The 26436-nt window shown below is 64.3% G+C and carries 22 protein-coding genes; 7 read left to right on the top strand and 15 right to left on the bottom strand.

What is annotated here, in order from left to right:
* Positions 1-129: 129 nt before the first annotated feature.
* A complete protein-coding gene (locus ACIP02_RS11635) occupies positions 130-1068 on the bottom strand; it encodes a LysR family transcriptional regulator (protein WP_400616423.1) in 939 nt (312 codons plus the stop codon).
* Between the two features lie 148 nt (positions 1069-1216).
* Here ACIP02_RS11635 and ACIP02_RS11630 point away from each other — a divergent pair, with 148 nt between their 5' ends.
* On the top strand, positions 1217-2044 hold the full coding sequence (locus ACIP02_RS11630) for an amidohydrolase family protein (RefSeq protein WP_400616421.1): 828 nt from the start codon (positions 1217-1219) through the stop codon (positions 2042-2044).
* Positions 2045-2076: 32 nt separating this feature from the next.
* On the opposite strand, the gene ACIP02_RS11625 is transcribed toward ACIP02_RS11630, so the two are convergent.
* Both ACIP02_RS11625 and ACIP02_RS11620 read right to left on the bottom strand, forming a co-directional pair.
* On the bottom strand, positions 2077-2493 hold the full coding sequence (locus ACIP02_RS11625) for a RidA family protein (RefSeq protein ID WP_400616419.1): 417 nt from the start codon (positions 2491-2493) through the stop codon (positions 2077-2079).
* Positions 2493-3812, bottom strand: a complete 1320-nt coding sequence (locus ACIP02_RS11620; protein ID WP_400616417.1) for a flavin-containing monooxygenase — start codon at positions 3810-3812, stop codon at positions 2493-2495. The genes ACIP02_RS11625 and ACIP02_RS11620 overlap by 1 nt, the downstream gene beginning before the upstream one ends.
* A gap of 338 nt (positions 3813-4150) precedes the next feature.
* Here ACIP02_RS11620 and ACIP02_RS11615 point away from each other — a divergent pair, with 338 nt between their 5' ends.
* Both ACIP02_RS11615 and argE read left to right on the top strand, forming a co-directional pair.
* Complete coding sequence (locus tag ACIP02_RS11615; RefSeq protein WP_400616415.1) at positions 4151-4828, top strand: DUF1028 domain-containing protein; 678 nt, start codon at positions 4151-4153, stop codon at positions 4826-4828.
* Complete coding sequence (gene argE, locus ACIP02_RS11610) at positions 4821-5981, top strand: acetylornithine deacetylase (protein ID WP_400616413.1); 1161 nt, start codon at positions 4821-4823, stop codon at positions 5979-5981. Before ACIP02_RS11615 ends, argE begins: the two co-directional genes overlap by 8 nt.
* A gap of 114 nt (positions 5982-6095) precedes the next feature.
* On the opposite strand, the gene ACIP02_RS11605 is transcribed toward argE, so the two are convergent.
* The 4 genes from ACIP02_RS11605 to ACIP02_RS11590 form a co-directional block, all read right to left on the bottom strand.
* The gene (locus tag ACIP02_RS11605) at positions 6096-7598 is read right to left on the bottom strand and encodes an amino acid permease (RefSeq protein ID WP_400616411.1); all 1503 of its coding nucleotides are present in this window, start codon (positions 7596-7598) and stop codon (positions 6096-6098) included.
* A 195-nt stretch (positions 7599-7793) separates the two neighbouring features.
* Positions 7794-9062 (bottom strand): carbohydrate porin, encoded by a 1269-nt coding sequence (locus ACIP02_RS11600; RefSeq protein WP_400616409.1) that lies wholly within the window; start codon positions 9060-9062, stop codon positions 7794-7796.
* Between the two features lie 111 nt (positions 9063-9173).
* Entirely contained in the window at positions 9174-11591 is a 2418-nt protein-coding gene (locus ACIP02_RS11595) for a glucose/quinate/shikimate family membrane-bound PQQ-dependent dehydrogenase (RefSeq protein WP_400616407.1), read from the bottom strand.
* A 213-nt stretch (positions 11592-11804) separates the two neighbouring features.
* Positions 11805-12155, bottom strand: coding sequence for a cupin domain-containing protein (locus ACIP02_RS11590; RefSeq protein ID WP_400616405.1), 351 nt, complete (start codon positions 12153-12155; stop codon positions 11805-11807).
* A gap of 116 nt (positions 12156-12271) precedes the next feature.
* Here ACIP02_RS11590 and ACIP02_RS11585 point away from each other — a divergent pair, with 116 nt between their 5' ends.
* Both ACIP02_RS11585 and ACIP02_RS11580 read left to right on the top strand, forming a co-directional pair.
* Positions 12272-13177, top strand: a complete 906-nt coding sequence (locus tag ACIP02_RS11585) for a LysR family transcriptional regulator (RefSeq protein ID WP_400616403.1) — start codon at positions 12272-12274, stop codon at positions 13175-13177.
* A gap of 104 nt (positions 13178-13281) precedes the next feature.
* Positions 13282-14481 (top strand): MFS transporter, encoded by a 1200-nt coding sequence (locus tag ACIP02_RS11580; RefSeq protein ID WP_400616401.1) that lies wholly within the window; start codon positions 13282-13284, stop codon positions 14479-14481.
* 149 nt (positions 14482-14630) lie between these two features.
* Here the strand turns inward: ACIP02_RS11580 and ACIP02_RS11575 are convergent, their stop codons facing one another.
* On the bottom strand, positions 14631-15242 hold the full coding sequence (locus tag ACIP02_RS11575; RefSeq protein WP_400616399.1) for a LysE family translocator: 612 nt from the start codon (positions 15240-15242) through the stop codon (positions 14631-14633).
* 103 nt (positions 15243-15345) lie between these two features.
* Here ACIP02_RS11575 and ACIP02_RS11570 point away from each other — a divergent pair, with 103 nt between their 5' ends.
* Positions 15346-16320, top strand: coding sequence for a GlxA family transcriptional regulator (locus tag ACIP02_RS11570; protein WP_400616397.1), 975 nt, complete (start codon positions 15346-15348; stop codon positions 16318-16320).
* 153 nt (positions 16321-16473) lie between these two features.
* Here the strand turns inward: ACIP02_RS11570 and ACIP02_RS11565 are convergent, their stop codons facing one another.
* From ACIP02_RS11565 to ACIP02_RS11535, 7 genes are all read right to left on the bottom strand, one after another.
* On the bottom strand, positions 16474-17325 hold the full coding sequence (locus ACIP02_RS11565) for a CAP domain-containing protein (RefSeq protein WP_400616395.1): 852 nt from the start codon (positions 17323-17325) through the stop codon (positions 16474-16476).
* Positions 17326-17563: 238 nt separating this feature from the next.
* Entirely contained in the window at positions 17564-18175 is a 612-nt protein-coding gene (locus ACIP02_RS11560) for a cell wall hydrolase (protein ID WP_400616393.1), read from the bottom strand.
* 34 nt (positions 18176-18209) lie between these two features.
* The gene (locus tag ACIP02_RS11555; protein ID WP_400616391.1) at positions 18210-19127 is read right to left on the bottom strand and encodes an AEC family transporter; all 918 of its coding nucleotides are present in this window, start codon (positions 19125-19127) and stop codon (positions 18210-18212) included.
* A gap of 250 nt (positions 19128-19377) precedes the next feature.
* The gene (locus ACIP02_RS11550) at positions 19378-20241 is read right to left on the bottom strand and encodes a LysR family transcriptional regulator (RefSeq protein ID WP_400616388.1); all 864 of its coding nucleotides are present in this window, start codon (positions 20239-20241) and stop codon (positions 19378-19380) included.
* A 229-nt stretch (positions 20242-20470) separates the two neighbouring features.
* Positions 20471-21325, bottom strand: a complete 855-nt coding sequence (locus ACIP02_RS11545; RefSeq protein ID WP_400616386.1) for an ABC transporter permease — start codon at positions 21323-21325, stop codon at positions 20471-20473.
* Complete coding sequence (locus ACIP02_RS11540; RefSeq protein WP_400616384.1) at positions 21322-22338, bottom strand: ABC transporter substrate-binding protein; 1017 nt, start codon at positions 22336-22338, stop codon at positions 21322-21324. The genes ACIP02_RS11545 and ACIP02_RS11540 overlap by 4 nt, the downstream gene beginning before the upstream one ends.
* 84 nt (positions 22339-22422) lie before the next feature.
* Positions 22423-24567, bottom strand: a complete 2145-nt coding sequence (locus tag ACIP02_RS11535; protein WP_400616381.1) for a methyl-accepting chemotaxis protein — start codon at positions 24565-24567, stop codon at positions 22423-22425.
* Between the two features lie 543 nt (positions 24568-25110).
* Between ACIP02_RS11535 and ACIP02_RS11530 the strand changes: the two genes are divergently transcribed.
* Entirely contained in the window at positions 25111-26430 is a 1320-nt protein-coding gene (locus tag ACIP02_RS11530; RefSeq protein ID WP_400616379.1) for a Na+/H+ antiporter family protein, read from the top strand.
* The last annotated feature ends 6 nt before the right edge of the window (positions 26431-26436 follow it).

Here is a 26436-nt window from a genome sequence, read left to right as displayed (position 1 = left end):
GATGGGGCGCGAAGCGGCCCCAAATTTTCAGCTTCGCCGCGAAAATAGCCGGGGCCGCTTCGCGCCCCATCCGACCGGTCCGGCGCCCCGGCAAGGCCGCTCCTACAGGGATCGCGTCGGCTTGCAGAGTCAGCTTGGAGCAATCGCCCGGCCCAGCTTCCGCGCCTGCCCCTGCAACACCTTCATCAAATGCAGCGCTGCATGCGACGGAGGCTCGAAGCGCGAATGGACAAAGCTGATATCGAAGTGAATTTCATCGGCCAACGGCACCACCGCCAGCCCGCTGTCCTGCGCCACAAATTCGTCGATAATGCTGATGCCCATGCCTTGCCTGACCAGTGCCACCGCCTCGTTGGCATTGGTAAACGACAACAGTGATTTCAGTTGCAAGCCGCGCCGCTCGATGTGCCCGGCCAGCAGCTTGCCAAACGGCATGTCGGGCCTGAACAGCAGCAGGGCATAGCCTTCCAGCTGTTGCAAGGTCAGCGTTGTTTGCCCGGCCAGCGGGTGGTCGGGCGGCATTACCACCACCATGCGCCCGCGCATGAATGCCTGCGAATGCAGGTGGTCGTGCACCACCGGCAGCGCGGCAATCGACAGGTCGACCTTCTTCGACAGGATCTGGTTGGGCATCTCGCCCATCAGCGAGGTCTGCCATTCGATGTTCAGCGACGGTGATTCGCGCTTGAGCTGAACCAGGGCAATCGGGATCACCACCGTCGACAACGACGCACTGCACGAGATACGTAGCTTGCGTTGGCCACCGGCACCGAGTGCCAGGGCGCATTCGTTGACTTCCAGCGCGGCCTGGTACACCCGCTCGACTTCGCGGAACAGTACCTGCGCCTCGGCCGTGGGTACCAGGCGGTTGTTGATGCGTTCGAACAGCGGGTAGGCCAGCCGCCCTTCGATGTACTGGATCAGCTTGCTTACGGCCGGCTGGGACACATACAGCAGCTTGGCCGCAGCGCTGATCGAGCCGGTCAGCATCACCGCCCGGAACACTTCCATGTGGCGCAGTTTGAACAGCATGGGGCGGGTGTCTGCGCCTTCGTTGCCAAGCAGCATGAGTATTACCTTCGGTTATGGTCTTCGCCATCTGGGTATGAGCGCCAAACCCGGCCACGCAGTATCGTGAACCCCAGCCTAATCGCCCTTGCGGCCCACAACAACAAGATCTGCAGGCAAGCGCAGTGGCGCTTGAAGGGAGTGCTGCGTGAACATCTTTGATGAAGCGAAGATCGATTGCCATAACCATTTGTTTGACCCCGCACGTTTCCCTTACCACCCCGACGCGCCCTATGCGCCTTCGGGCCAGGAAGTCGCCACCCAGGAACAGTTCACCGGGGTGATGGACGCCTACGGGGTGCAACATGCCTTGTTGGTAGGCCCCAACAGCGGCTACCACACCGACAACCGCTGCCTGCTGCACGCCTTGGCCACCGGGCAGGGGCGGTTCAAGGGGGTGGCGGTGGTCGAGACGGATATCAGCCTCGACGCACTGGCGGCCTTGCAGGTGCAAGGGGTGGTCGGCATCGCCTTCAACCCCGCGCTGTACGGCGTAGCCAGCCTCAAGGGCATGGCCCCGTTATTCGGTAAGCTCGCCGAGCTTGGCCTGTTCGCCCAGGTACAGGTGTGCGAAGACCAGTTGCTGGACCTGCACGGTCTGCTGCAAGGCTCACAGGCACGCCTGCTGATCGACCATTGTGGCCGCCCGGATGCATCTGCCGGGGTGCAGCAAGCCGGCTTCCAGGCGTTGCTGCGGCTGGCCGACAGCGGCCGCGCCTGCGTGAAGCTGTCGGGCATGCAGAAGTTCGCCGCAGCGGATGCCTTGCTGGAGCAGAGCAGTGCTTATGTCCACACGCTGCTTGAAGCCTTCGGCGCCGAGGGCTGCGTGTGGGGTTCGGACTGGCCGTTCATTCGCCAGCGCTCGCGGGTGGACTATGGCCCGCTGCTGAAACTGGCCGAGCAGCTGATGCCCGATGCCCGGCAGCGCCGTGCGGTGATGTGGGATACCCCGCGCCGGCTGTTTGGATTCAACTGATTGGGGCCGCTTTGCGGCCCCAAGGGGCCGGATCATTCCTGATCCGGGACCACGGCGATCACGTCGATCTCCATCAGCCATTCGGCCTGGGCCAAGCCTGCGACCACCAGCCCGGTGGAAATCGGGAACACGCCCTTGAGCCACTTGCCCACTTCCTTGTACACCGGCTCGCGGAAGCGCGGGTCGGTGATGTAGGTGGTGGTCTTGACGATGTGCGACAGGTCGGAGCCTGCTTCTTCAAGCAGTTGCTTGACGTTTTTCATGGCTTGCTCGGTCTGCGCCTGCGGGTCACCCAGGCCCACCAGCTTGCCTTCGAAGTCGGTACCTACCTGGCCACGCACGTAGATGGTGTTGCCGGCCCGCACCGCCTGGCACAGGTCGTTGTCCAGGGTCTGGTTGGGATAGGTGGCCTTGGTGTTGAACATGCGGATGCGAGTATGGGTAGGCATCAGTGGGCTCCGAGGGTGCTGACGTTGCTGATCTTGGCGGGTTGCTGCTCATCCGCTGCGCGCTGGTCGCGGTCGCGGTAGGCGGTATAGGTGCGTTGCGTGGCAATGTGGCCGGCGACGTGCTTGGCGTCGTGCCACACGCCCCAGATGAACGACGAACCGCGGCGCGACAGCCATGGCAGGCCGAGGAAGTACACGCCTGGTTCGCGGGCCACGCCGCGCTGGTGCTGGGGCTTGCCGTTGGCGTCGAAGGTGTCGACCTGCAACCAGCTGAAGTCCACGCCGTAACCGGTGGCCCAGATGATGCTGGTGACGCCGGCCTGGGCCAGGTCCAGTTGCTGCAGCGGGTTGACCATGCACTCCGGGTCGGCCAGGCGCTGGCGGGCTTCGGGCTCTTCCGGCAGGTCCAGGCCGTTGCGCTCGATGTAGGCATCGGCGGCGTCCAGCAGGGCCAGATAGTTGTCGTCGCCACGCCGGATGTTGTCGACCAGGTTGTCCTGAAAGCGCGCCACGCCGTTGTCGAACGACTGGGTCAGGCCGACCAGGGTCATGCCCTGATGGGCGAGCGCGCGGAAGTCCACGGTGTGGCCGCCACGGGCGCCGCTCACGGCGATGGTCACGTGTTCACGGCCGGGCTTGGCGATTTCCGCGTCCCACTCACCCAGCACACCCAGCCACCAGCAGAAGTCGCGGTTGCGGTAGGCGCGTGGCGGGCGATCGTGGGCGCCGACCGACAGGTACACCTGGCGGCCTGCTCGCATCAGCTCTTCGGCGATCTGCACGCCGGAGGAACCGGCACCCACCACCAGTACTGCGCCCTCGGGCAGTTGCTCGGGGTTGAAGTAGGCGGCGGAGTGGATCTGGTGCAGGCTGGCGTCTTTCGGCGCAATCGCTGGGATGACCGGCTTCTGGAACGGGCCGGTGGCGGCGACTACGCGGTTGGCGCGGATCACGCCTTCGTTGGTCTCGATGGTAAAGCCAGGGCGGTCGCTGTTGCGCACCACTTTCTTCACTTCGATACCGGTGCGCACCGGCAGGTTGTACTTGCGTACGTACTGCTCGAAGTAGTCGGCTACCTGGTCCTTGCCGGCGAAGGCGTCAGCGTCGAGGTTGAATTCCAGCCCCGGGAAGCGGTCGTGCCAGACCGGGCCGTTGGCCACCAGCGAGTCCCAGCGGCCAGTGCGCCAGGCCTCGGCAATGCGGTTGCGCTCCAGCACCAGGTGCGGCACGCCAAGCTTGCTCAGGTGTTCGCTCATGGCCACGCCGGCCTGGCCGGCGCCGACCACGAGAGTGTCGATTTCGAGATTGTTCAGTGTCATGTCCGAGCCCTTGTTCAGGCGGTTTTTGTCAGGTCGGTTTGGAGGACCGCCGTTGCCTGGTGCCAGACTAGGGATGCTGTGGAAATGACGAAAATAGTATTTAGCTGGGGCTTGCCGATAAAACGGCGAAGGCCCCGGATTTTGTTGCATTGCACAGGAGATATTGACCCGAAACAAATGTAGGAGCGGCTTTAGCCGCGAAGCGCCGCGCGGGCGGCGCTCGATCTCTGCCCCAGCCTAGTTTTTTCCTGCTTACCCCCAAGGAAAAAGGTCGTTTCGCCAGCCCGAAGGTTCCACCCAGAATGCCGTATATCGCACAGCACAACAGGAACCTAGACATGACGTTCTCCATCATTGGTCGTTGCCAGGAAACCGGCCAGGTCGGTATCGCCATCAGCTCGTCGAGCATCGCCGTGGGCGCTCGTTGCCCATGGGTGCGTGCCGGCGTGGGCGCAGTCTCTACCCAGAACATCACCCTGCCGGCGCTGGGCCCGCAGATTCTCGATGCCATGGAGCAGGGTCAGTTGCCGCCCGCCGCAGCGCTGGACCGGGTGCTGAGCGCCAACGGCTGGAGCGAGTACCGCCAGGTAACGGTGATCGACAGCAATGGCCAGGTGGCCTTGTTCACTGGCCGCGAGGCGCTTGGCATGCACAATGCCGTGGCCGGCGAGCAATGCGCGGCAGCGGGCAACCTGCTGTCCTCGGCCCAGGTGATCGAAGCGATGGTGCTGGCCTTCGAACAGGCCGGCGGTCACCTGGCCGACCGCCTGCTGGCGGCCATGCACGCGGCGATGGCTGCTGGCGGGGAAGCGGGGCCGGTGCACTCTGCGGCCCTGAAAATTGCGGGCGAGCTGACCTGGCCGCTGGTGGACCTGCGCGTCGACTGGGCCGACAACGACCCGATCGGTGTGCTCGATGGCCTGTGGCAGGCGTACCGCCCACAAATGCAGGACTACGTCACCCGCGCCCTCAACCCGACCTCCGCGCCTAGCTACGGGGTGCCGGGTGATGAGTGAGTTTGCCAGCCGCGCGCTGCTGGCCCGGCTGATCGGCTTTGCCACGGTCAGCCGCGACTCCAACCTGGCGCTGATCGGCTTTATCCGCGATTACCTGGCCGAGCTGGGGGTGGCGTGCGAACTGTTCCATAACCCGGAGGGCACCAAGGCCAACCTGTTTGCCACCATCGGCCCCGAGGATGTTGGCGGCGTGGTGCTGTCCGGGCATACCGATGTGGTGCCGGTGGACGGCCAGGCCTGGACGGTCGAACCGTTTGCCCTCAGCGAACGCAATGGCCGCTTGTATGGCCGTGGTACAGCCGACATGAAAGGCTTCATCGCGTCGGTGCTGGCAGCGGTGCCCGCATTTCTCGCCCAGCCGTTGCGCATGCCGGTGCACCTGGCATTTTCCTATGACGAAGAAGTCGGCTGCCTGGGTGTACGCTCAATGCTCGCAGCGCTCCAACAGCGCCCGCACAAACCGCGGCTGTGCCTGATCGGCGAGCCCACCGAGCTCAAGCCCGTGCTGGGGCACAAGGGCAAGTTGGCGATGCGCTGCCAGGTGCAGGGGGCTGCTTGCCATTCGGCGTATGCACCGTATGGGATAAATGCCATCGAGTATGCCGCCAGGCTGATCGGCAAGCTGGGCGATATTGGCGACGCGCTGGCCTTGCCGCAGCATCGCGACCCACGCTTCGACCCGCCGTTCTCAACGGTGCAGACCGGGGTGATCAAAGGGGGCAGGGCGCTGAACATCGTGCCGGCCGAGTGCGAATTTGATTTCGAGGTGCGTGCCTTGCCGGGGTTCGAGGCACAGACGGTGGCTGACCAGCTGCAGACCTATGCCGAGGCTGAATTGCTGCCGCGCATGCGCAAGGTCAATGCCGACAGTGGCATTCGCCTGGAACCGTTAAGTGCTTATCCCGGACTGGCTACGCCAGAGGACAGCGAAGCAGCGCGGTTGGTGGCGTTGCTCAGTGGGTCGGATGAGTTCGGCACGGTGGCGTTTGGTACCGAAGGAGGGTTGTTTGACCAGGCGGGTATCCCGACCGTGGTGTGCGGGCCTGGCAGCATGGACCAGGGGCACAAGCCGGACGAGTTTGTCAGTGTCGAGCAGTTGCAGGGCTGTGATGCGATGCTGCTCAGGCTGGTGGATTACCTCAAGCAGGCTTGACGGGGTTGGCTTCTTCGCGGGCTTGCCCGCTCCCACAGGTACTGCACTGGATCTGAAAGTTGTGTTGTCACTGTGGGAGCGGGTTTACCCGCGAAAAGGTCATCAGCCCTCTACTCAGATTTCGATTGCACCACTGACCAACCCATAAACGGCAATCACCGCCCCCAGCAGCACAACCGCAAACACCACCCGCTCGAACCCGCTGAACACCTGCCGCTGCTGCTCCATCCTCGCCTTGATGTACAGCGCGGTTCCCGGCCCATAAATCACCGCCGACAGCAGCAGGTACTTCATCCCGCCGGCCCACACCATCAGTACCGCATAGGCGGTCGCCAGCAAGGCCACCAGCAGGTCCTTGCCACGCTCGGGCGCACCTTGCTGGTAGGTCTCCCGGCTTACCGCCAGTTTCAGCGCATAGGCTGCCACCAGCAGGTAGGGGATCAAGGTCAGCGAACTGGTCAGTTCCAGCGCCAGGGTAAAGGCGTATTCGGTAAACCAGGTCAGCAGCAGGAACAGTTGCACGAACAAGGTGGTCAGCCACAACGCCGCCGCAGGCACCTGGTGCGGGTTCTGCCGGGTGAGAAAGGCCGGCATGGCCTGGTCATGGGCGGCCGAGTACAGCACCTCGGCGGCCAGCAGTGTCCACGACAGGTAGGCGCCCAGCACCGAAATAATCAGGCCGATGCTGATGAAGATCGCCCCCCAGCGCCCGACAATGGCCTCCAGCACCCCGGCCATCGAGGGCTGGCGCAGCCCGGCCAGTTCCGGGCGCAGCATCACCCCGTAGCTGAGCAGGGTGATCAGCACCAGCAGGCACAGCACGCCGACAAAACCCAGCACGGTGGCGATGCCGACGTCGCGGCGGTTGCGGGCGTAGCGTGAATACACGCTGGCGCCTTCGATGCCGAGGAACACGAACACGGTCACCAGCATGGTGCTGCGTACCTGCTCGAACAGCGATTCACCGGGTGGCAGCAATTCGGCGGCGGCATGCCCGACCCGGCCATAGTCGTCGAGGTGGGCCAGGTCGGCGGCCGGGCCAGCTGCGGCGACGCCCCAGAAGTTCTGGCTGAACAGGTCGCTGTCGAACGCGGCGAAGATCACCACGATGAACACCACTATCGGGATCATCTTTGCCACTGTGGCGATGCTGTTGATCACCGCCGCTTGTTGCACGCCGCGCAGTACCAGAAAGTGAAAGGCCCACAGCAGCACCGAGGACGCAGCGATGGCGGCGACCGTGTTGCCGTCGCCGAACACCGGAAAGAACGCGCCGAGTGTCGACTTGATCAGGATGAAGTAGGAGACGTTGCCGATGCAGGTGCCGGCCCAGAACCCGAATGCCGAGGCAAAGCCCAGGTAGCTGCCGAAGCCAGCGCTGGCGTAAGCGTAGATGCCCGAGTCCAGGTCGGGGCGGCGGCGGGCGAGGGTCTGGAACACGAAGGCCAGCATCAGCATGCCGAGGCCGGCGATACACCAGGCGATGATTGCGCCGAGGCCGCCGGTGGCGCGGCCGAAGGTGGCCGGGAGGGAGAAGATACCGGCGCCGACCATGGAGCCGACAACCAGGGCAGTGAGCGCCCAGACGTTGAGTTTGCCTTCCGTTGCGCTGCTCATTGGCTTTGCCCTTCCTTGCAGTGAAGGGTTGAGTAAAGACCGGGGGGAAGGTGTATGCCAGTGACAGTACTATTTCAGCGCCGGCCTATTCGCGGGTAAACCCGCTCCTACACGGACCTCACCACCCTTGAGGCGTGCGCCATCCCTGTGGGAGCGGGCTCACCCGCGAATGGGCCGCAAGGCGGCCCCGGCGATTCAGAAGGTTGCCTTGACCTGCAGGCCTACCACCAGCGCGTTGTCGATGTCTTTCCCGGAAAACGCCCCTGGCTCGATGATGTATTGCACATCCGGGCGCAGGTTCAGCCACGGCGTGGCCTGGTAGCCGTAGCTCAGCTCGATCAACTGCTCGGCGCTGTCGATGTCAGGGAACTGCTGGCCTGCATTGAACGCGGCATCTTCCAGCACATCGCGGCTACGCGGGTTGGGCACGGCGCGGCCGTAACCCAGTGCCACGGTATCCTTCGGCCGACCTTGGAACGGCTTGTACAGCACCACACCGGCGCCGTACCACTTGGTAAACGGCGAGGCGGCCTTGCTCGACGCCGAGTATTGACCGAAAGCGTGCAAACTGCGGCCAGGCGAGGTCTGATCATTCCACACTGCCTGGTCGACCAGCAGGTAGTGACCACCGCGCCCCGACACTTCGTCATCGCTACCCATGCGTTTCACATCGGAGCTATCGTAGTAGTAGCCCAGCTTGTATTCGCCCGGCAGTTCACCCTGCAGCTTGTACACCAGCTCCACCGGGACCACGGTGCCAGTGGTGTGCTTGGGCCCTAGGTGCCAGGCGCGGCTGGAGTTGCCGTTGCTCTCGGGGTCGACGTTGAATGCCGCCACGCGCAGCTGCCAGGCTGGCGACAGGTCGTACTTTACCCGCACGCCGAGGTGGGCGTTGGGGTAGTTGGTCCAGCCGCTGCCACCGGACATGTTCAGCGGGTGGCCGCAGAAACCGGCGTTCATGAAGTTGCACAGGATGCCGCTGTCCAAGCCGCCGAGGTCGTTACCCATGGCCATGTAGCCGAGCTTGACGTTCAGCGCCGGGGTGAACAGGGTGCGCTCGTAGCTCAGCTCGGTCAGGCGTGTGTACAGGCCACCGTAGTTTTCCTGGATGGGCAGGCGGTTGCCGACCAGGTCTTCCGAGGCGCTGTTGCCGCGGCGGTCGTTGATGGTTAGCTGGACCTTGCCGCCGTTATCCAGGCCGTACAGTTTCGACAGGTCGAACTGCACGCCCAGCTTGACGTTCTGCGAATAGCGCGCCGAACGGTGCAGGCCGCCTTGGGCGTTGTAGGCGGTTTCACCGCTGTAGTCGCCGGTGATCTTCACGCCGTCTTCTTCCAGCTGATGGCGCAGGCCGCCCCAGTCACCGGTCAGGGTGCTGCGGGTCAGCAGGTCGTCGTTGGCGAGGGCAGTGGTGCTGGCCAGGGCCAGCACCAGGGCAGGGGTAATGCGGATTGCGGATGGCATTGCTGTGTCTCGTGTTGTCTGTTCGGGCCTATTCGCGGGTGAACCCGCTCCTACAACGACCGGTGTGGGTCCTGTGGGAGCGGGTTCACCCGCGAAGCAGGCGACGCGGTCTTACGGCAAGGCGTAAGAAATCACGTAATCGCCACGGTCAGTCGACTGGCGTGCACCGCCAGCAGTGATCACCACGTACTGCTTGCCGGTTTTCGGCGAGACGTAGGTCATCGGGCCGCCCTGGCTGCCCACTGGCAGGCGAGCCTTCCAGATTTCATTACCGTTGCTGCTGTCGTAGGCGCGCAGGTAGAAGTCTTGGGTACCGGCGATGAACACCAGGCCGCCTTGGGTCGACAGGGTGCCGCCCAGGGTTGGCAAGCCAATCTTGATCGGCAGGTGCATGCGGATACCGAGCGGGCCGGTGTCTTCAACAGTGCCCACCGGTACCTGCCAGGCTACCTGGCGGGTCTTCATGTCGATTGCGGTCAGGGTGCCGAAGGGTGGTGCCTGGCATGGAATACCGGCCACCGACAGGAAGCGGTTCTTGTTCACGGCATACGGGGTGCCCTTGAGCGGCACTGCGCCCATGCCGGTATTCAACGCTTCGCCACCGGCAGCGGCGTCACCTTTGTTTTGCGAAGGAATCATCTGGATCCACAGGCCCAGGCGCATGTCGTTGACGAAGATGAAGCCATGTACCGGGTCGGTAGAGAGGCTGCCCCAGTTCATGCCACCGAGCGAACCCGGGAAGCTCAGCGACAGGTCGGTGCCCGGCGCGGTGTACAGGCCGTCGTAGCGCATCTTCTTGAAGTCGATGCGGCACAGCAGCTGGTCATACGGGGTAGCGCCCCACATGTCCGATTCGGTCAAAGTCTGCGCGCCGATCTGCGGCATGCCCACCGATTTCGGCTGGGTTGGCGAGTACGGCTCGTTCGGGATGTTGCTTGGCTTGACCGGTACTTCGTCGACTTGGGTCAGCGGCTTGCCGGTGGCGCGGTCGAGCACGTAGATCTGCCCGGCCTTGGTGCCGATCACCACCGCAGGTACCGACTGGCCGTCGTCCTTGGTGAAGTCGATCAGGCTCGGCTGCATCGGCAGGTCGAAGTCCCACAGGTCATTGTGCACGGTCTGGTACACCCACTTCTGGTTGCCGGTGGAGGCGTCCAGGGCCAGCACCGAAGCGCCGTAGGTGTGGTCCAGCTTGTTGCGTTCAACACCATAGATGTCGGTGGACGACGAGCCCATCGGCAAGAACACGGTGTTCATCGCCGGGTCGTAGGACATCGGCGCCCAGCTGTTCGGGGTGCTGCGCACGTAGGTGCTGTCGCCTTGCGGTGCCTGGCGGTCCTCCGGGTTGCCCGGGTCGAAGGCCCAGCGCATTTCCCCGGTGATCACGTCGAAACCACGGATCACGCCGCCTGGCATGTCGGTCTGGACGTTGTCGGCAACACGGCCGCCAACTACCACGGTGGTGCCGGCCATCAGCGGTGCCGAGGACAGCTGGTAGTACGAGTCCGGCACATTACCCAGGCCGGCCATCAGGTTGACCTGGCCGTTGTTGCCGAAGCCCTGGCAGAACTCGCCGGTGTCGGCGTCGACGGCAATCAGGCGGCCATCGATGGTGTTGGTCAGCAGGCGACGCTGGCAGTTGGCACCGGCTGCCACGCTACCGCCGGTGATTGGCGAGCTGTTCGGCTGGGTCGGCTGGGCGATGGCGGCAGTGGCGTCGAAGTAGGCCATGCCACGGCAACGCTGCCAGACCTTGGACTGGGCGTTGATCGCGTTCTTCCACAGTTCTTTGCCGGTGTCGGCATCGAGGGCAATCAGGTTGTTGTGCGGGGTGCAGATGAACACCTTGTTGCCAACCTGCAGCGGGGTCAGCTGGTCTTCGGCACCGTTGCCGTCGCTGATGGCCACGTCGCCGGTGTGGTAGGTCCAGGCCACTTTCAGCTTGTTGACGTTGTCACGGTTGATCTGGTCCAGCGCGGCAAAGCGGCTGCCACCTTCGGTGTTGCCGTAGTGGGCCCAGTCTTTCTGTTCCTTGCCGGCTTCAACCGGGGTCATGCCCGGGCCTTTGCCGTTAGGGGCAACGCTTGGGTGGGCAACGAACATGTTGCCGGCGGCGATCACCAGCACCACCGCCATGACCGCGGCGATGCCGTAGGCACCCCGGCCGGCACTGGCGCCGTTGGCACGCGCCAGCAGCGGGTAGACCAGCGCCACCACCATGCCGATGGCACCGAACATGAACAGGCGCGAGAACAGCGGCCAGAATACCAGGCCAGCGTCGATCAGTGCCCAGACGGCAGTACCGACCAGGAACAGCGCGTACAGCCAGGCACCGGCCTGCTTGCGGCGAGCGATGAGAATACCGGCGATGGCCATGGCCAGGCCGCCGATCAGGAAGTACCAGGAACCGCCTAGGCCGGCGAGCTTGATGCCGCCAGCAGCCAGGAGAAGACCGAGCAGGGCGATGACCACGCCCAGGCCGATCAGGATGATGTTTGTGGCGCCAGAGGCGCGCGGTGTTTCGTTCATGCCAGGGATCTCAGCAGGTGGAATGCGCGCAGTTTAAGCCCTTAGCTTGCTAATTAACAAGTTGGTACATAATTTTGTGGGGCTGATTGTCGCAGGGCTGAACTTGCTCCGGTGTGGCTAAAAGTCTAGATCGTGCGCCGAAAATTGCACTAAACGAGGAGTTCATGGCGGCTGAGAAATTTGCATTGCGACTTTGGTTGTAGAGGGGCCAGCTCACGCCGGCCACGGCGTGGCGCTGCTGTAGAACACTGCCAGCCAGACGGTGGACAGGCCGGGTGCGGTCCATTCAACGCGGTGGCGGCAGTGCGGCGGGATGTCGAGGCAGTCGCCGGGTGCCAGCAGGCGGGTGTGGTTTTCGTGTTCTAAACGCAGGCCGGCCGCGCCGCTAAGCAAGACGATCCACTCGCCTTCAGCCTGGTCATACCAGAAGTCGGGCGGGCTGGCCTGGCCACTGGAGACGATACGTTCCACGCGCACGCCCGGGCGGCTGAGCAGCTGGTCGACACGTTCGGCGCGGGTGGGGTCGCAGGGGGGCAGGGCGGTCAGCAGGTTGTTCGGTGTCATGGTACGTCTCGTTTGAAGGGGGTAATTTCACTATGGACGCAATCACCGCGCAGTGCGCTTCTTGACCTGCCCGGCTGTTTGTAAGAACTTTCCGAGTTTTGGAAGACGGCTAGCCAATGGACAAACTCTTGGCGATGAAAATGTTCGTGACCACCGTCGATGCCCAGGGCTTTTCGGCGGCCGCGCGCAGGCTGGGGCTGGCGACATCGTCAGTGACACGCCTGGTCGATGCCCTGGAAGCGGCGTTGGGTGCCACCTTGCTCAACCGCTCGACGCGCCAGGTCAGCCTGACCGAGGCGGGCGCCCGTTACTATGAGCGTGCAAGAGGCATTTTCGAGGCGCTGGACGAGGCCGACGCCAGCGTCGCCGACCGGGGCGAGGAGCCCGTTGGGGTATTGCGCCTGTGCCTGCCGGTGGAGTTCGGCAGGCGCGTCATCGCCCCGCACCTGGCGCCTTTTCTGGCGCGGCACCCGGCGCTGGAGCTGGACATCGACCTCAGTGATCGCCTCGATGACCTGCTCGACGGGCGCTACGACCTGTCGATTCGCCTGGGCGACCCTTCGCCGCATGTTGAACTGGTGTGCCGCCCGCTAGGGCGCTTCCAGCGCTGGTTGGTGGCCAGCCCCGCCTACCTGGCCGAGCATGAACCGCTGCAGCACCCCCGGCAGTTGCTTGAGCATGCCTGCCTGCGTTTTCGCTATGGGCAGAAAGCGCGACCCTGGCGCCTGACCCGCGACCAGGAAAGCCTTGATCTGGACGTCAGCGGGCCTCTGCGCAGCGCCAATGCTGACATGTTGCGTGAAACCGCGCTGGGCGGGAGCGGTATTGCGCTGTTGGCCGACTGGCTGGTGCGTGAAGATGTTGAGGGCGGGCGCTTGCAGCGGCTATTCCCCGACTGGCAGGCCAGCCCAGGCACTGCCAATGACAGCATCAATGCGCTGTACCTGCCCAACCATCGGGGCTCAAGGCGGGTGAACGCGTTTATCGGCTTTTGCGAAGCATTGTTGCAGTGCAGTCGCTAGCGTTGCGTATGGCGCAAAGGCGCATTGCGCCGAGGCCGGATTCTCGGCGCTGACGTGTATGGGTAAGGTGGCCGACATAAACCACTCTTGTCGAGGAACCTCGCATGAACCCTTCCCTTGCCGCAGCGCAACCGGCAGCCGCCGGCCTGAGCCGGACCCTGGTCGTGCTGCTGGCGTTCTGCTGCGGCGCAATCGTTGCCAACATTTACTACGCCCAGCCCATCGTCGGGCTGATCGCCCCGGACCTGGGGTTGTCCACCGAGCACGCCAGCCTGATCGTCTCCCTCACTCAGCTGGGTTATGCCTTGGGCCTGTTGCTGCTGGTGCCGCTGGCCGACCTGCTGGAAAACCGCCGGCTGATGGTGGCAACCGCGGTATTGGCCTGTGTCAGCCTGCTACTGGCAGGGACCAGCAGCAGCGGCCAGGGCCAATTGTTCCTGGGTTATGCCTTGCTGATCGGTTTCAGCTCGGTGGCGGTGCAGATGCTTATCCCGCTGGCGGCGCACCTGGCGCCAGAGCAACAGCGTGGCCGGGTAGTGGGCAACATCATGGGTGGCCTGTTGCTGGGCATCCTGCTGGCGCGACCCCTGTCAAGCCTGGTAGCCGACCATTTTGGCTGGCGCGCGGTGTTCATTGGCGCTGCCGCGGTCATGCTGGCGATCATCCTGCTGCTAGCCCTGACCCTGCCGCAACGTCGGCCCGAACACAAGGCCAGTTATGCCGAGCTCATGCTGTCGCTGCTGACCTTGTTGCGCCGCTACCCGTTGCTGCGCCAGCGCTCGCTGTACCAGGCCATGATGTTTGCCGCATTCAGCCTTTACTGGACAGCGGTGCCAATGGCGCTGGCGGGTGAGCATGGTTTGTCGCAAAGCCAGATTGCCGTGTTCGCCCTGGTTGGCGCGGTAGGGGCGGTCGCCGCACCCATGGCCGGCCGCCTGGCTGATGCCGGGCATGCCCGGGCGGGCTCGCTGCTGGCGCTGCTGCTGGCGCCGGCTGCCTTGTTGCTGGGGCTGACGGTGCCGGGTTACAGCGTGATTGGCCTGGGCCTCACCGGTGTACTGCTGGACTTTGCCGTGCAGATGAACATGGTTATCGGCCAGCGCGAAGTGTACGCACTGGACCCGGCCAGCCGCGGGCGGCTGAATGCGGTGTACATGACCAGCATCTTCCTCGGTGGCGCCCTGGGGTCGGCGGTGGCCAGTGCGCTGTTCAGCCAGTTTGGCTGGCAGGGCGTGGCGCTGGTGGGGGCTGCATTGCCGGGTGTTGCCTTGCTGATTTTCTTGGCCAAAGCACGCCGAGCCTGAAGGCTAACGCGGTCTTGTAGGAGCGGCCTCGTGTCGCGATCGGGGTGCGAAGCGCCCCACGGTTCACGTTCCAACACAGATCGCCGGGGCCGCTTTGCGGCCCATCGCGACACGAGGCCGCTCCTACAGGGGGCGCGCCAGCCTGGGTATTATCGGCTTAGCGGCAACGCCAAACCAATCAAGGCAAACAGGCTGCCGCAGCAACGATTGAAGCCCTTGCCGCCCTTGGCCAACCAAGGTCGAACGCGGAACGCCAACCGCGCCAGCAGGTACTCGACCAGGAACTCGACGCTGGCAAAGGTCGCCGCCATCACCACGAACTGCAGCGCCAGCCCGCGCTGCGGGTCGATGAACTGCGGCAGGAACGCGCCATAGAACAGCAGCACCTTGGGGTTGGCGATGGCCGACAGCAGGCCTTGGCGAAACAGCCCCGCATGACTTAGCCGTGCGCTACGTTCGGTCAGTTCCAGGTGCAGCCCCGGGCTGCGCCACAGCTGAATGCCCAGCCAGATCAGGTAAGCACCACCCACCCACTTCAATACGCCCAGCACCGAGGCCGAGGTTTGCAGCAGGGCGCTGAGGCCAAACATGGCCAGGGCGATCAGGGCACTGAAGCCGAACACCCCGCCTACAATGGTGAACAACGTTCGTCGCGCGCCGTACAAGGCGCCGTGGGTCAACGCCAACAGGCTGTTGGGGCCCGGGGTCAGCGACAGGCCGATGCTGGCCAGCAGGTAGATAAGCCAGGTGTCGAGTGCCATATCAGGAATGCCTTGTGCTGTGGAGGGCGCCAGTCTATGGCGCAATGCGTGATCTGCAAGGGTATGATCTGGACATTGAATAGTCACGTTTGGACGCTGCCTCGTGCAACCCGATATCCGCCTGCTGATCCTGCCGTTACCGGATTTTGCCCTCTTGCCGCTTGGTGCCTTTCTCGACAAGTTGCGCTTCAGTGCAGACGACGAGGACTACAGCCAGCAACGTTATTGCCGCTGGACTGTCGCAGGGCTCAACCTCGACCCGGTGCCGTCCAGCAGTGGCGCGGTGCTGCAGGTCGAAGCTGTCGCTGGCGAGCTTGACATGGCCGGTTTCGACTACCTGGTGCTGTTCGGCGGGCGCAATGCCATGGCGACTGCCGCGCTGGCGCCCCGCTACCAGGCGTTGCTCAGGCAGGCCGACAGGGCCGGGGTCAAGCTGGTGGGGGTCGACAATGGCGCTTTCCTGCTGGCCGCCTGCGGCCTGCTGCGGGGGCACAAGGTGGTGGTGCACTGGCGTCACGAAGCCGAGTTTCGTGCGGCCTTCCCGCATTTGCAGGTGTTGCGTGAGCAGCTGTATTGCATCGACGGCAATCGCATTACATGCGCAGGTGGCACTGCGGCCATCGACCTGGCCGTTGCGCTATTGTCCCGCGCCTGCGGCCGCACCCGGGCACTCAAGGGGTTGGCCGACATGCTGGTGGACGAAACGCGCGACAGCCGCCATGCCTTGCGTTCGTTGGCATTGGGGGTGGGCCAGGGGCGCCAGGTGCAGCGGGCGCAGGCGCTGATGCGTCATCACCTGGGGGCGCCGTTGGCGGTGGAGCAATTGGCTGTCGAACTGGGCATCAGCCGCCGCCAGCTGGACCGGCAGTTTCAGGCCAGCCATGGCATGAGTGCCAAGGCCTGGTGGCTGGAGATGCGCTTGCAGCAGGCGCGCTGGCGCTTGCTTAACTCCAGCCACAGCCTGGCGCAGATTGCCGATGAAGTCGGGATGGCGGATGCCAGTTACCTGGGCAAGTGTGTGCGGCGGCGGTTTGGGTGTACGGCCCTTGAATTACGATCAGGCACAACCCCCCTCTAAAGCCGCGCCCGGTTCCTTGTAGGAGCGGCCTTGTGTCGCGATGGGGTGCGCAGCGCCCCTCAGAAACTCGGCTTCGCTGCGGACAATGCTGGGGCTGCTTTGCAGCCCGTTCGCGACACAAGGCCGCTCCTACAGGGACCGCGTCAGCCGGGCTTACTGCGGTGTACCGAACAACCCTGTCCAGTAAATCCCGGCATCGCTCTTCGGGTCTACCGCATACGCAGCCCCCAGCTCACGGAAGTCCGGGTTCATCAGTGTGGCGCAGTGCCCCGGGCTGTCCAGCCAGCCCTCGACCACCTTGTGTGCGGTGTCACGCCCGGCTGCAATGTTTTCCCCAACTTGCTGGTACAGGTAGCCGGCCAGCTCTGCCCGGTCACCGGGGGTGCGGCCATCCTTGTCGATGTGGTCGAAGAAGTTCTGGTTGGCCATGGCCCGCGTGTGGTTGGCGGCAACCCCGGCCAGCACCGTGCTCCAGCTTAATGGCGGGGCGGCGGCGAACGGCTGGCCGCCGCATTGGCGCGGCACCTTGCGTGCGGCGTTGATTTCCTGCAACACCTTCTGCCCCTCGGCCTGCCAGTCGCCCAGGCGGCCGCTGAGCAGCGGCCGGGCCAGCACGATACGCCAGTCACGGCCTTCCTGGCTGACGCCGATATCGACGAATTGCGGGTCGAGCACCACCTGGCAGAAGCTTTCTTCGATGGCATGCATGGCCGAGCGCGCATCACGCGGCCCCGACAGGCTGATGGCCTGTACATTGACCATGGGGTAGGCAGCGCGGGTCATGGCCTGCTGCAGGTCGCGGGTGCCCTCTGGCGAAAGCGCCAGGCGGGTATCGCTGTTCAGCGGCGGTAGCTCCAGCGACGCCTCGCCGCCGCAGGGTTGGGCCTTGCTGCGGTAGACATTGATCGAATCGATCAGTTGCGCCTCTTCGCCGGTGGCAGCCAATGCCCCGGTCGAAACCAGCAGGCCCAGCGACAAGGCAGCAACGGATGACAGGACGCGCATATGGATCTCCCTATGACTGGCAGCGTCGTGGTATGCGCTGCTCATCCTACACAAGCCCACGGCTTTTGGCCCGGGAACGTGCGATGCAATGAAAACGCCGACAATCGATGTTGTCGGCAAAAGAGGGAGTAGACCATCGGCCCGCGGAAAAGTGCGATCACTTGGTATCGCCCTCAGTGCAGGCACCGGCGTTGCCGGTGTTCGCTACAAGGATCGCGTTACCCCGGTTGAAGGCAGTTCACCGCGCCAGCGCCTGGTTCGGCTTGTAAAACAGGAAGTGTGTCGTCTGCGCAGTGCGGCGGTAGGCCTTGGCCCAACTGGGGTGCACATTGCGGTCATGGAAGTACAGCGCGCCACCGGTGGGGTCCTTCAATTGCTGGTTCAGCGCCTTGCGCGCAATCTCCTTGGCGACGTCGTAGCGCTGCGCTTCCTCGACCTGGTCGGAGCGCCCGTCGCACCACCAGGAAAACTGGCAGGCCTTGCTCTCCACGCCCTGCTTGACCACGCCGCAGATGGTGTCGGGGAACCCGTCATGGCCCAGGCGGTTGAGCACCACGCTGGCCACGGCGCTCATGTCTTCGGCGTCGGCGCCCTTGGCTTCCCAGTAGAGGGTGCGGGCCAGGCAGGTGAGGCTGTCGTCCAGCGGCGCCTGGCCGGCCGGGTCGACCGCCTGGGCTTCGCTCGGGGTCAGTTTCTCTGCCTTCTTCGGCGGCGAGGCGTCTTCGACCACCTTTTCCTCAAGCACTTCAGCCTTGTCTTCAGCGACTGCGGCCTTGGCCGGGTCGGCCGCATTCAGTGGGCCTGCGAGCAGGGCCGAGGTCAAGCCGATCACCATCCACGAAAAGCGCATGGGCAAGCGTCCGAACTGTGGGCTGAGGCTCAGTCTAGTCAAGCGTAAGCATTAATACCAAAGGCAGGGTGGCGGCAGCGACAACGGTCTGCAAGGCGATGATGGTCGCCATCAGTGGAGCATTGCCACCCATTTGCCGGGCCATCACATAGGACGACGAAGCAGTGGGCAGCGCCTGGAACAACACCGCCACCACGGCCGCTTGGCCACTCAGGCCCAGCAGGCGGCACAGGCCCCAGGTGGTCAGTGGCATGACCAGAAACTTGAACGCCGATGCGGCCATCAATGGGCGCACCTGCTGGCCCAGGCTGGCGCCACCGAGTGCCGCGCCGACGCACAGCAGGCCCAGCGGCAGGGCGGCCTGGCCCAGGGCTTTGACCGTAGGCTCGATACCCGCTGGCAAGCCCAGCCCTGTCACCCGCAGCAGCAGCCCGCCCGCGCAGCCGACAATCAGCGGGTTGGCGAAGATAGCCCGCAGCACGGTGACGGGTGAACTGTGGCGGGCGCTGAAGCGGGCGAATATCAGCACGCAAAGCAGGTTCACCAGGGGCACGATGGCCGCATTGGCCACCGCCGCCAGGGCGATACCGGCACTGCCGTAGATGCCGGCGGCCAGGGTGGCACCGATGTAGTTGTTGAAGCGGATACCGCCTTGAAACACCGAGGTGAAGTCGGCACCGTCGTGGCTCACCACGCCCTGGTACAGCACCAGCAATACTGCGCCGGCCAGGGTGGAGAGCATCAGTGCGCCGACCATGCCCAGTATTGGCACGCCATCGAGGTTGGCGGTGGCGAGGCCATGCAGGAACAGCGACGGCAGCAGCACGTAGTAGCTCAGGCGCTCGGCGCCGGGCCAGAAGCTTTCGGCAAGAAAGCCCCGCAGGCGCAGGAACGTGCCCAGGGCAATCAGCAGGATGATCGGCAGCAGGGTGGTCAGCAGCAAATGCAGCATGGTCAGCGTTCCGTGGACGGGTACGGGCACAGACTAGCTACACGGATTGATTTGTAAAAACGTTGTTTTCTGCACTGACTGTTGAGGAAAAATGAATGATTGCACTCAGTACTGCCACTTGCGGCTGCACTTTACCTGTGGGAGCGGGCTTACGCGCGAAGAAGCTCACGCGGTGGATGGCACCGGCTTTGCCGGTGTTCGCGGCTAAAGCCGCTCCTACAGGGACCGCGACAGCTTTCGTGATGAGGGCTCAAACCTCCAGCGCAGTCTTCAACACCGCACTCAAGTGCCGGCGCTGGCTTTTTTGATGCTCCAGCAACACCACCCGCCGGGTCAGTTGCGGCTCGCCAAACGGCAGGCAGGTGGCCGGCGGCAGGCGCAGCAGGTCGTCATCCGCCATGGGAATGATCGCCACCCCTAGGCCCATCACTGCCATGCGCGCCAAGGCCTCCTGGCTGTCCAGTTCCATCTGCTCGCTTACCTGCATATGCTGGCGGCGCAGTTCCTGCTCGATCTGCCGCCCGGCCCAGGCCCGCTTGTCGAAGCGCAGGAATGGCTGGCTGGCCAGCAATTGCGCCACGCTATGCCCGGCCAGTTCGGGGCTGGCAATGGCCCAGAAGCGGTCTTCGAACAAGGGCGTGAAGTCGAGGTTTTGCGGGTAGGGGCTGACCGGCTCAGTGGTGATCGCCGCATCCAGCTCACCATCCTCCACGCGTCGTGCCAGCTCCGCCGACATGCCCGACGCCACGCTGATGTGCAACTGCGGGTGGTGCGCCTTGATCCACACCAGTGCCTTGGGCAGGCGCCGCGCCAGTACCGTGTGGATCGCCCCCAGGCGCAGGCGGCCGCGCAGGCTCGGGCCGCTGGCCAGGGCATCGGCCAGTTCGTCGTAGGCCGCCAGTATGCTTTCGGCGCGGGCCACCGCCAGCTGGCCGGCTTCGGTCAGCACCACCTGCCTGCGGCTGCGGTCGAACAAGGTGACCTGCAGTTCGTCTTCGAGGGTCTTGATGTGCAGGCTCACTGCCGAGGGGGTGAGGCTGAGCAGGTCGGCGGCACGGGCGAAGGTGCCATGACGGGCGATGGTCACCAGGGTGCGCAGGGCTTTGAGGGACATGCCGAAGAGATCCGGTTGCAGCTGACAGGGTTGCATTGTCAGGCCCGGACCTATCGCCAGCAATAAATATCGTGCCTCGCGCCAACCCCTGTAGGAGCGGCCTTGTGTCGCGATCGGGCTGCAAAGCAGCCCCGGCAATATCTGCGGCGAAGCTGAAATCAAGGGGCCGCTGCGCGCCCCATCCGACCGGTCCGGCGCCCCGGCAAGGCCGCTCCTACAGCGGATGGTGTCAGCCGTTGCGTGCAGCACGCCCATAGGCCTGGCTGATCCGGTCGATCACCATGGCCAGGGCAACAATTGCCAGCCCGGCCTCCACGCCCTGGCCAACATTCAGGGTCTGGATCCCCGCCAGCACATCCTCGCCCAGCCCGCGGGCACCGATCATCGACGCCACCACCACCATCGACAGGGCCATCATCACCGACTGGTTGAGCCCGGCCATGATGCTCGGCAGCGCCAGCGGCAACGCGATGCGGCGCAAGCGCTGCCAGCGGCTGGCGCCCAGACCATGTGCGGCCTGCAGCAACGAAGGGTCGATCTGGCTCAGGCCCAGTTCGGTCAGCCGCACCAGGGGTGGCAGGGCATAGATCAGCGTGGCGAACACCGCCGGCACCTTGCCCAGGCCGAACAACATCAGCACCGGGATCAGGTACACAAATGCCGGCAGCGTCTGCATCACATCCAGCACCGGTAGCAGCAGCCGCCTGGCCATCGGACGGGACGCGAGCAAGATGCCCAGCGGTACGCCTACCAGCACACACAAGCCGGTACTGACCAGCACCAGCGCCAGGGTCTGCAGCAGTTTGTCCCACAAGCCGAGCATGCCGATCAGTGCCAGCAGCGCCACCAGCACCACGCTACGCAGCAGGCTGCGGCTGGCATGCCAGGCCAGCAGCCCGACCAGCAACAGCAGCAGCCACCAGGGCAGCAGGCGCAGCAGGTTCTCCAGGCCGACCAGCAGCTGCAGCAACCGATCGGAGACGCTGCGCAAGTGGTCGCCGTAGTTCATCACCAGCCAGTCGACCAGGCGGTTGACGCTGTCGGCAAAGGAAAACTGCAGGGCTTGCGGAAAACCGTCGCTCACAGGCTGCCCTCGACCTTGGCGGCGATGTCGGCAGGCAGCCAGGCCTTCCACACATCGCGGTTATCGCGTAGGAAGGTGAGCGCAGCGTCACGCGGCGGGGTGCGTTTTTCGCTCATTTTGGCCAGCGCCTTGTTCAGGCGATCGATCGGCAGGTCGACTTTTTCGAACGCGCTGACCAGGTCCGGGTAGCGTTCACGAAAGACCTTGGATACGCCAATCGACAGCTTCGCCGGTAGCGAACTGCTGCCCTTGGGGTTAGGGTTGGCGGCATCGGTCAGGGTAGCCCAGGCCTGGGCGTCGAAGGGCGGCTCTTCCAGCCGGATAAGCTTGTATCGGCCCATCAGCGGGGTCGGGTTCCAGTAGTAGAACAGCACCGGTTGACCACGGCGGATGGCCGAACCGATTTCTGCATCCATCGCCGCACCGGAGCCACTGCGGAAATTGCTATACAGCTCATTCAGGCCATAGGCCTTGAGCTTCTGGCTGTTGACGGTTTCGGAAGTCCAGCCGCTGGGGCTGTTGAGAAAACGCCCCTTGTCGGGCGACTCCGGGTCGCGGAACACCTGTGGGTAGCGCTTGAGGTCTTCGACCTTGCGCAGCTCGGGCGCCATGGGCTTCAGGTTGCGTGACGCGTCGCCTTCAATCACATAGGCCGGCACCCACCAGCCTTCTTCAGCGTTCTTGACCGTGTCGCCCAGGGCGAACACCTGGCCGGCCTGTTCGGCCTTGACCCACGCAGGGCTGCGCCCGGCCCATTCTTCGGCGATTACCTGCAGGTCGTTACGGGCCAGCGCCACTTCCATGCTGACGGTGCTGCCGGGCAGGGTGTCGGTGGGGTAGCCGTAGCCGCGCTCCACGATCAGCCGCAAAATCTCGGTGGTGAGTGCGCCGCTTTCCCAGCCAATGGCACCAAAGTGGATGGGCGCGGGCTGCTCTGCAGAGGCGGCGCTATCGGTGCTGGCCAGGCCCGCAGTCAACAGCAGCCCGGCCAGCAGCGCTGGAATTCTTTTCATGGACACCTCGTCGTCGACAGTGGGGCAAGTGTAGACGACGCGGTTTTGCCAGTTTTCGGGGCCACTGGCATGGCCCCGTTGGCCTCAGACGCGGAACTGGTCCATCAGCGCCTGCTGCTGGTTGGCCAGGCTGTTCAGCGACTGGCTGACCCGCGCCGATTCGTTGGCCTGGCCCGACAGCGATTCGGTGACATCGCGGATGGTCGCCACGTTGCTGTTGATTTCCTCGGCGACCGCGCTTTGCTCTTCGGCAGCGGAGGCAATCTGCAGGTTCATGTCGGTGATCACCGTGACGGCCTGGCCAATGCGCTGCAGCGCGGTAACCGCCTGGCCAACCTGCTGGACACCACCCTGTGCCTGGCGGTGGCTGTGGTCCATGGCGCCGACCACTTCGCGGGTGCCGTTTTGCAGTGCTTCGATCACCTGGCGGGTTTCTTCCACCGATTCCTGGGTGCGCTGGGCCAGGTTGCGTACCTCGTCGGCGACTACGGCAAAGCCACGACCGGCCTCACCGGCGCGGGCGGCCTCGATGGCGGCGTTGAGTGCCAGCAAGTTGGTCTGCTCGGCGATCGAGCGGATCACCTCCAGCACCGAGCCGATCTTCTCGCTGTTTTGCGCAAGGCCCTCGACTTCGGCCATGGCGTCGCTCATGTTGGCGGCCAGGGCATCGATGCTGGTGGTGGTGCGCTCGATCACCGCCAGGCCTTCGCGGGTGGCCTGGTCGGCATCGCGCGCGGCCTGCGCAGCCTGGGCAGCGCTACGGGCGACGTCCTGGGCAGTGGCGCTCATTTCATGCGAGGCGGTGGCCACCTGGTCGACCTGGCGGTACTGCTGCTCCATGCCGGCACTGGTTTCGGTGGCAATTGCCGAGGACTGGTCGGCAGTGCCACGGGCGGCCTGCACCGAGCGTTTGACCTCGGCGATGGTCGGCTGCAGCTTGTCGAGGAAGCGGTTGAACCAGCCGGCCAGTTCACCCAGCTCGTCCTGCTTCTGGTAGGTCAGGCGGCGGGTCAGGTCGCCTTCGCCGCTGGCGATGTCCTTGAGCATGGCGGCCACGCCCAGGATCGGCCGGGTAACCCCGCGGGCCATCAGCCACACCATCAGCAGGCCGGCAATCGCGGCAGCCAGGCCCAGGCCCAGCTCCAGCAGGGTGCCGCTGGTGTTCAGGGCGTCCAGCTCCTGCTTCAGCGTTTCGGCCGGCCCGGTCAGGGCGCTTTCCGGTACATCCAGCAATACGCCCCAGGGTTGTGCGTCGGGGATCGGCGGGAACGCCGCCAGTACCTTCAGGCGCTGCTGGTCGTGGAGGATGCTCAGTTTGCCGTCGGCCAGCTTGCGCACCAGCTCGGCGCCGTTGGCCGGGTCGACCTGGTCGAAGCGCTGGGCAAGCTTGCTGGCGTCGGCGCTGTAGCCCGCCAGCAGGCCGACCGGGCTAAGGATGCCGACCGTGGTGCGGCCTTCGTACAGGCTGCGGCTGGCCTCCTGGCTCAGCGCCTGCAGGCTGTTGAGGTTGATGTCGATGGACAGGGTGGCAATGATCTTACCGTTGACCGCCAGCGGAAAGACGATGCTGGTCATCAGCACTTGCTGGCCGTCGATGTTGTAGAAGTAGGGCTCCACCACGCACACCTTGCCGGTGTTGCGCGGGCACACCCACCAGGTGTTGGCCGGCTGACCGCTGGGGCCAATCTCACTGTTGGCCATATCGTGTTCGGGCAGGGCCATCGAGGTCAACTGGCCGGCACGCGGTTGTGACCAGTACAGGGCGAAGCGCCCGGTTTCGTTGCTGCCCAGTTCCGCCTTGCCGGCAAACAGGCTGTCCTTGTTGTCCAGTGCGTTGGGTTCGAATACCAGCGACAGGCCGAGCAGGTCGGGGTTGGCTTGCAGGGCTGCGCGCACCTGGCGGGTCATGTCCTCGCGCAGGTCGAAGGCATCGAGAAAGCGTTTTTCTGCCTGTTCACGCAAGAACAGCACCTGGCGGGCGAACCCGGCGCCGTACTGGTAGGCGTCCATGAACTGGCGGCGGATGTTCAGCGCCTGCACTTCACCTTGCGACTCGATGCGCGACTGCGCGGCTTCGGTCAGCATCTGCATGCTGCTGGCCTTGACCAGGTCCGAGCTGTGGTCCATGCGGTACAGCGACAGGCCGACGAGCAAGGTGACGATGCCGGCCAGACAGAGACCGGCGAGCAGGGTGATTTTCCACTGGATGGAAAGTTGTCGCAAAGGCATGGGGTGGGTCCCTTTTTTGGGCAGTAAGGGTTATGGCTTTGGGGCTGGGTTGGGGCTGAGAGGAGCCTGCCTTGAGGTATTTGGTGCCTGCGAGATCGAGCGCCGCCCGCGCGGCGCTTCGCGGGACAAGCCCGCTCCCACAGTCTGTTTCGGGCCAATCTGTCCTGTGCAATTACCGCTGCCCGCCTTGGTGCATGATTGAAGATCAATGCAAAGCAGTTGCGTCCCCTTCAGATATCGAAGGGGACAAACAAGGCGGACAGTGGTGACCTCACAGGAGTGACTGGCCCGAAACAGACTGTGGGAGCGGGCTTGCCCCGCGAAGCGCCGCGCGGGCGGCGCTCGATCTCACAGGCACCAGAAATCTCCAGCCAGGCACCCCAAACCCCACCCTGTATCGGCCCACGCCCTTTTTTCTTTATTCAAACATTCAATTTAAAATCCAGCCCCCTGTGAAACCCGCCGCAACATGGCATTTTTGACATCTGCCCCCCACTGCTTCAGAGTTCGCGCTTTTTTCTGTCGTAATGAGGTAAGCCAACCATGAATGCAGTGATCGCCGCGGTCGGCATCATGCTGATACTCAGCCTGTCCCGCGTGCACGTGGTCATCGCCCTGATCATCGGTGCGCTGGTCGGTGGGCTGGTCGGTGGCCTGGGCATCGAAGGCACGCTCAAGGCCTTCAACGGTGGCCTGGGTGGCGGGGCTACGGTGGCGTTGTCCTACGCACTGCTCGGCGCCTTTGCCGTGGCCATCGCCAAGTCCGGGCTGGCCCATGCCTTGGCCGACCGCGCCCTGGCCATGATCGACCGTCAAGGCCACGCCAACGGCGGCAAGGTCAAATGGCTGATGATCGGCCTGATGCTGACGGTGGCCGTGTCGTCGCAGAACATCCTGCCCATCCACATTGCCTTCATCCCGCTGCTGGTGCCGCCGCTGCTGTACGTGCTGACCCGTCTGCGCATTGACCGCCGGCTGATCGCCTGTGTGATTACCTTCGGCCTGATCACCCCGTACATGTTCCTGCCGGTGGGCTTTGGCAATATCTTCCTCAACGAGATCCTGCTGGCCAACGTTGCCCGCGCGGGTGTCGACGTGAGCGGTGTCAACGTCACCCACGCCATGGCCATTCCGGCTGCCGGCATGCTCGTCGGCCTGTTGCTGGCCGTGTTCATCAGCTACCGCAAGAAGCGTGACTACGACCTGGCGCGCATCGAACAGGTAGAGCAGGTGAGCGTGCAGTACAACCCGCTGACCCTGATGGTGGCCGGGCTGGCAATTGCTGCCGCCTTCATCGTCCAGTTGCTGCTGGACTCGATGATCATCGGCGCCATGGTCGGCTTCCTGATCTTCTCGTTGTCGGGCATCGTCAAGTGGAAGGACACCGACGACCTGTTCACCGAAGGCATGAAGATGATGGCCATGATCGGCTTCATCATGATTGCCGCGTCCGGCTTTGCCGACGTAATGAAAGCCACCGGTGAAGTGAAGAGCCTGGTGGAAACCTCGGCGCAGTGGATCGACCACAGCAAGGGTGTCGGCGCCTTGCTGATGCTGCTGGTGGGCCTGCTGGTGACCATGGGCATTGGCTCGTCGTTCTCCACCGTGCCGATCCTGGCCGCGATCTTCGTGCCACTGTGCGTGCAACTGGGCTTCGACCCGCTGGCCACGGTGTGCATCGTCGGTACTGCCGGTGCCTTGGGGGATGCGGGGTCGCCAGCGTCGGACTCGACCCTGGGCCCGACCTCGGGCCTGAACGTGGATGGCCAGCACCACCACATCTGGGACACCGTGGTCCCGACATTCATCCATTACAACCTGCCGCTGCTGGCGTTCGGCTGGCTGGCGGCGATGACCTTGTAAGGCGGG

This window comes from Pseudomonas sp. NPDC089408 (assembly GCF_044749445.1).
In the GTDB taxonomy this organism is placed as follows: Bacteria; Pseudomonadota; Gammaproteobacteria; order Pseudomonadales; family Pseudomonadaceae; genus Aquipseudomonas.
The sequence above is the reverse complement of the archived record's forward strand: the minus strand, read 5'-3'. Positions and strand labels throughout refer to the sequence as shown.

What these genes read in the sequence shown, in the direction of transcription:
- ACIP02_RS11635 (WP_400616423.1), bottom strand. Translation starts at nt 1,068, where the DNA reads ATGCTGCTTGGCAACGAAGGCGCAGACACCCGCCCCATGCTGTTCAAA.
- ACIP02_RS11625 (WP_400616419.1), bottom strand. Translation starts at nt 2,493, where the DNA reads ATGCCTACCCATACTCGCATCCGCATGTTCAACACCAAGGCCACCTAT.
- ACIP02_RS11620 (WP_400616417.1), bottom strand. Translation starts at nt 3,812, where the DNA reads ATGACACTGAACAATCTCGAAATCGACACTCTCGTGGTCGGCGCCGGC.
- ACIP02_RS11615 (WP_400616415.1), top strand. Translation starts at nt 4,151, where the DNA reads ATGACGTTCTCCATCATTGGTCGTTGCCAGGAAACCGGCCAGGTCGGT.
- argE (WP_400616413.1), top strand. Translation starts at nt 4,821, where the DNA reads ATGAGTGAGTTTGCCAGCCGCGCGCTGCTGGCCCGGCTGATCGGCTTT.
- ACIP02_RS11605 (WP_400616411.1), bottom strand. Translation starts at nt 7,598, where the DNA reads ATGAGCAGCGCAACGGAAGGCAAACTCAACGTCTGGGCGCTCACTGCC.
- ACIP02_RS11600 (WP_400616409.1), bottom strand. Translation starts at nt 9,062, where the DNA reads ATGCCATCCGCAATCCGCATTACCCCTGCCCTGGTGCTGGCCCTGGCC.
- ACIP02_RS11595 (WP_400616407.1), bottom strand. Translation starts at nt 11,591, where the DNA reads ATGAACGAAACACCGCGCGCCTCTGGCGCCACAAACATCATCCTGATC.
- ACIP02_RS11590 (WP_400616405.1), bottom strand. Translation starts at nt 12,155, where the DNA reads ATGACACCGAACAACCTGCTGACCGCCCTGCCCCCCTGCGACCCCACC.
- ACIP02_RS11585 (WP_400616403.1), top strand. Translation starts at nt 12,272, where the DNA reads ATGGACAAACTCTTGGCGATGAAAATGTTCGTGACCACCGTCGATGCC.
- ACIP02_RS11580 (WP_400616401.1), top strand. Translation starts at nt 13,282, where the DNA reads ATGAACCCTTCCCTTGCCGCAGCGCAACCGGCAGCCGCCGGCCTGAGC.
- ACIP02_RS11575 (WP_400616399.1), bottom strand. Translation starts at nt 15,242, where the DNA reads ATGGCACTCGACACCTGGCTTATCTACCTGCTGGCCAGCATCGGCCTG.
- ACIP02_RS11565 (WP_400616395.1), bottom strand. Translation starts at nt 17,325, where the DNA reads ATGCGCGTCCTGTCATCCGTTGCTGCCTTGTCGCTGGGCCTGCTGGTT.
- ACIP02_RS11560 (WP_400616393.1), bottom strand. Translation starts at nt 18,175, where the DNA reads ATGCGCTTTTCGTGGATGGTGATCGGCTTGACCTCGGCCCTGCTCGCA.
- ACIP02_RS11555 (WP_400616391.1), bottom strand. Translation starts at nt 19,127, where the DNA reads ATGCTGCATTTGCTGCTGACCACCCTGCTGCCGATCATCCTGCTGATT.
- ACIP02_RS11550 (WP_400616388.1), bottom strand. Translation starts at nt 20,241, where the DNA reads ATGTCCCTCAAAGCCCTGCGCACCCTGGTGACCATCGCCCGTCATGGC.
- ACIP02_RS11540 (WP_400616384.1), bottom strand. Translation starts at nt 22,338, where the DNA reads ATGAAAAGAATTCCAGCGCTGCTGGCCGGGCTGCTGTTGACTGCGGGC.
- ACIP02_RS11535 (WP_400616381.1), bottom strand. Translation starts at nt 24,567, where the DNA reads ATGCCTTTGCGACAACTTTCCATCCAGTGGAAAATCACCCTGCTCGCC.
- ACIP02_RS11530 (WP_400616379.1), top strand. Translation starts at nt 25,111, where the DNA reads ATGAATGCAGTGATCGCCGCGGTCGGCATCATGCTGATACTCAGCCTG.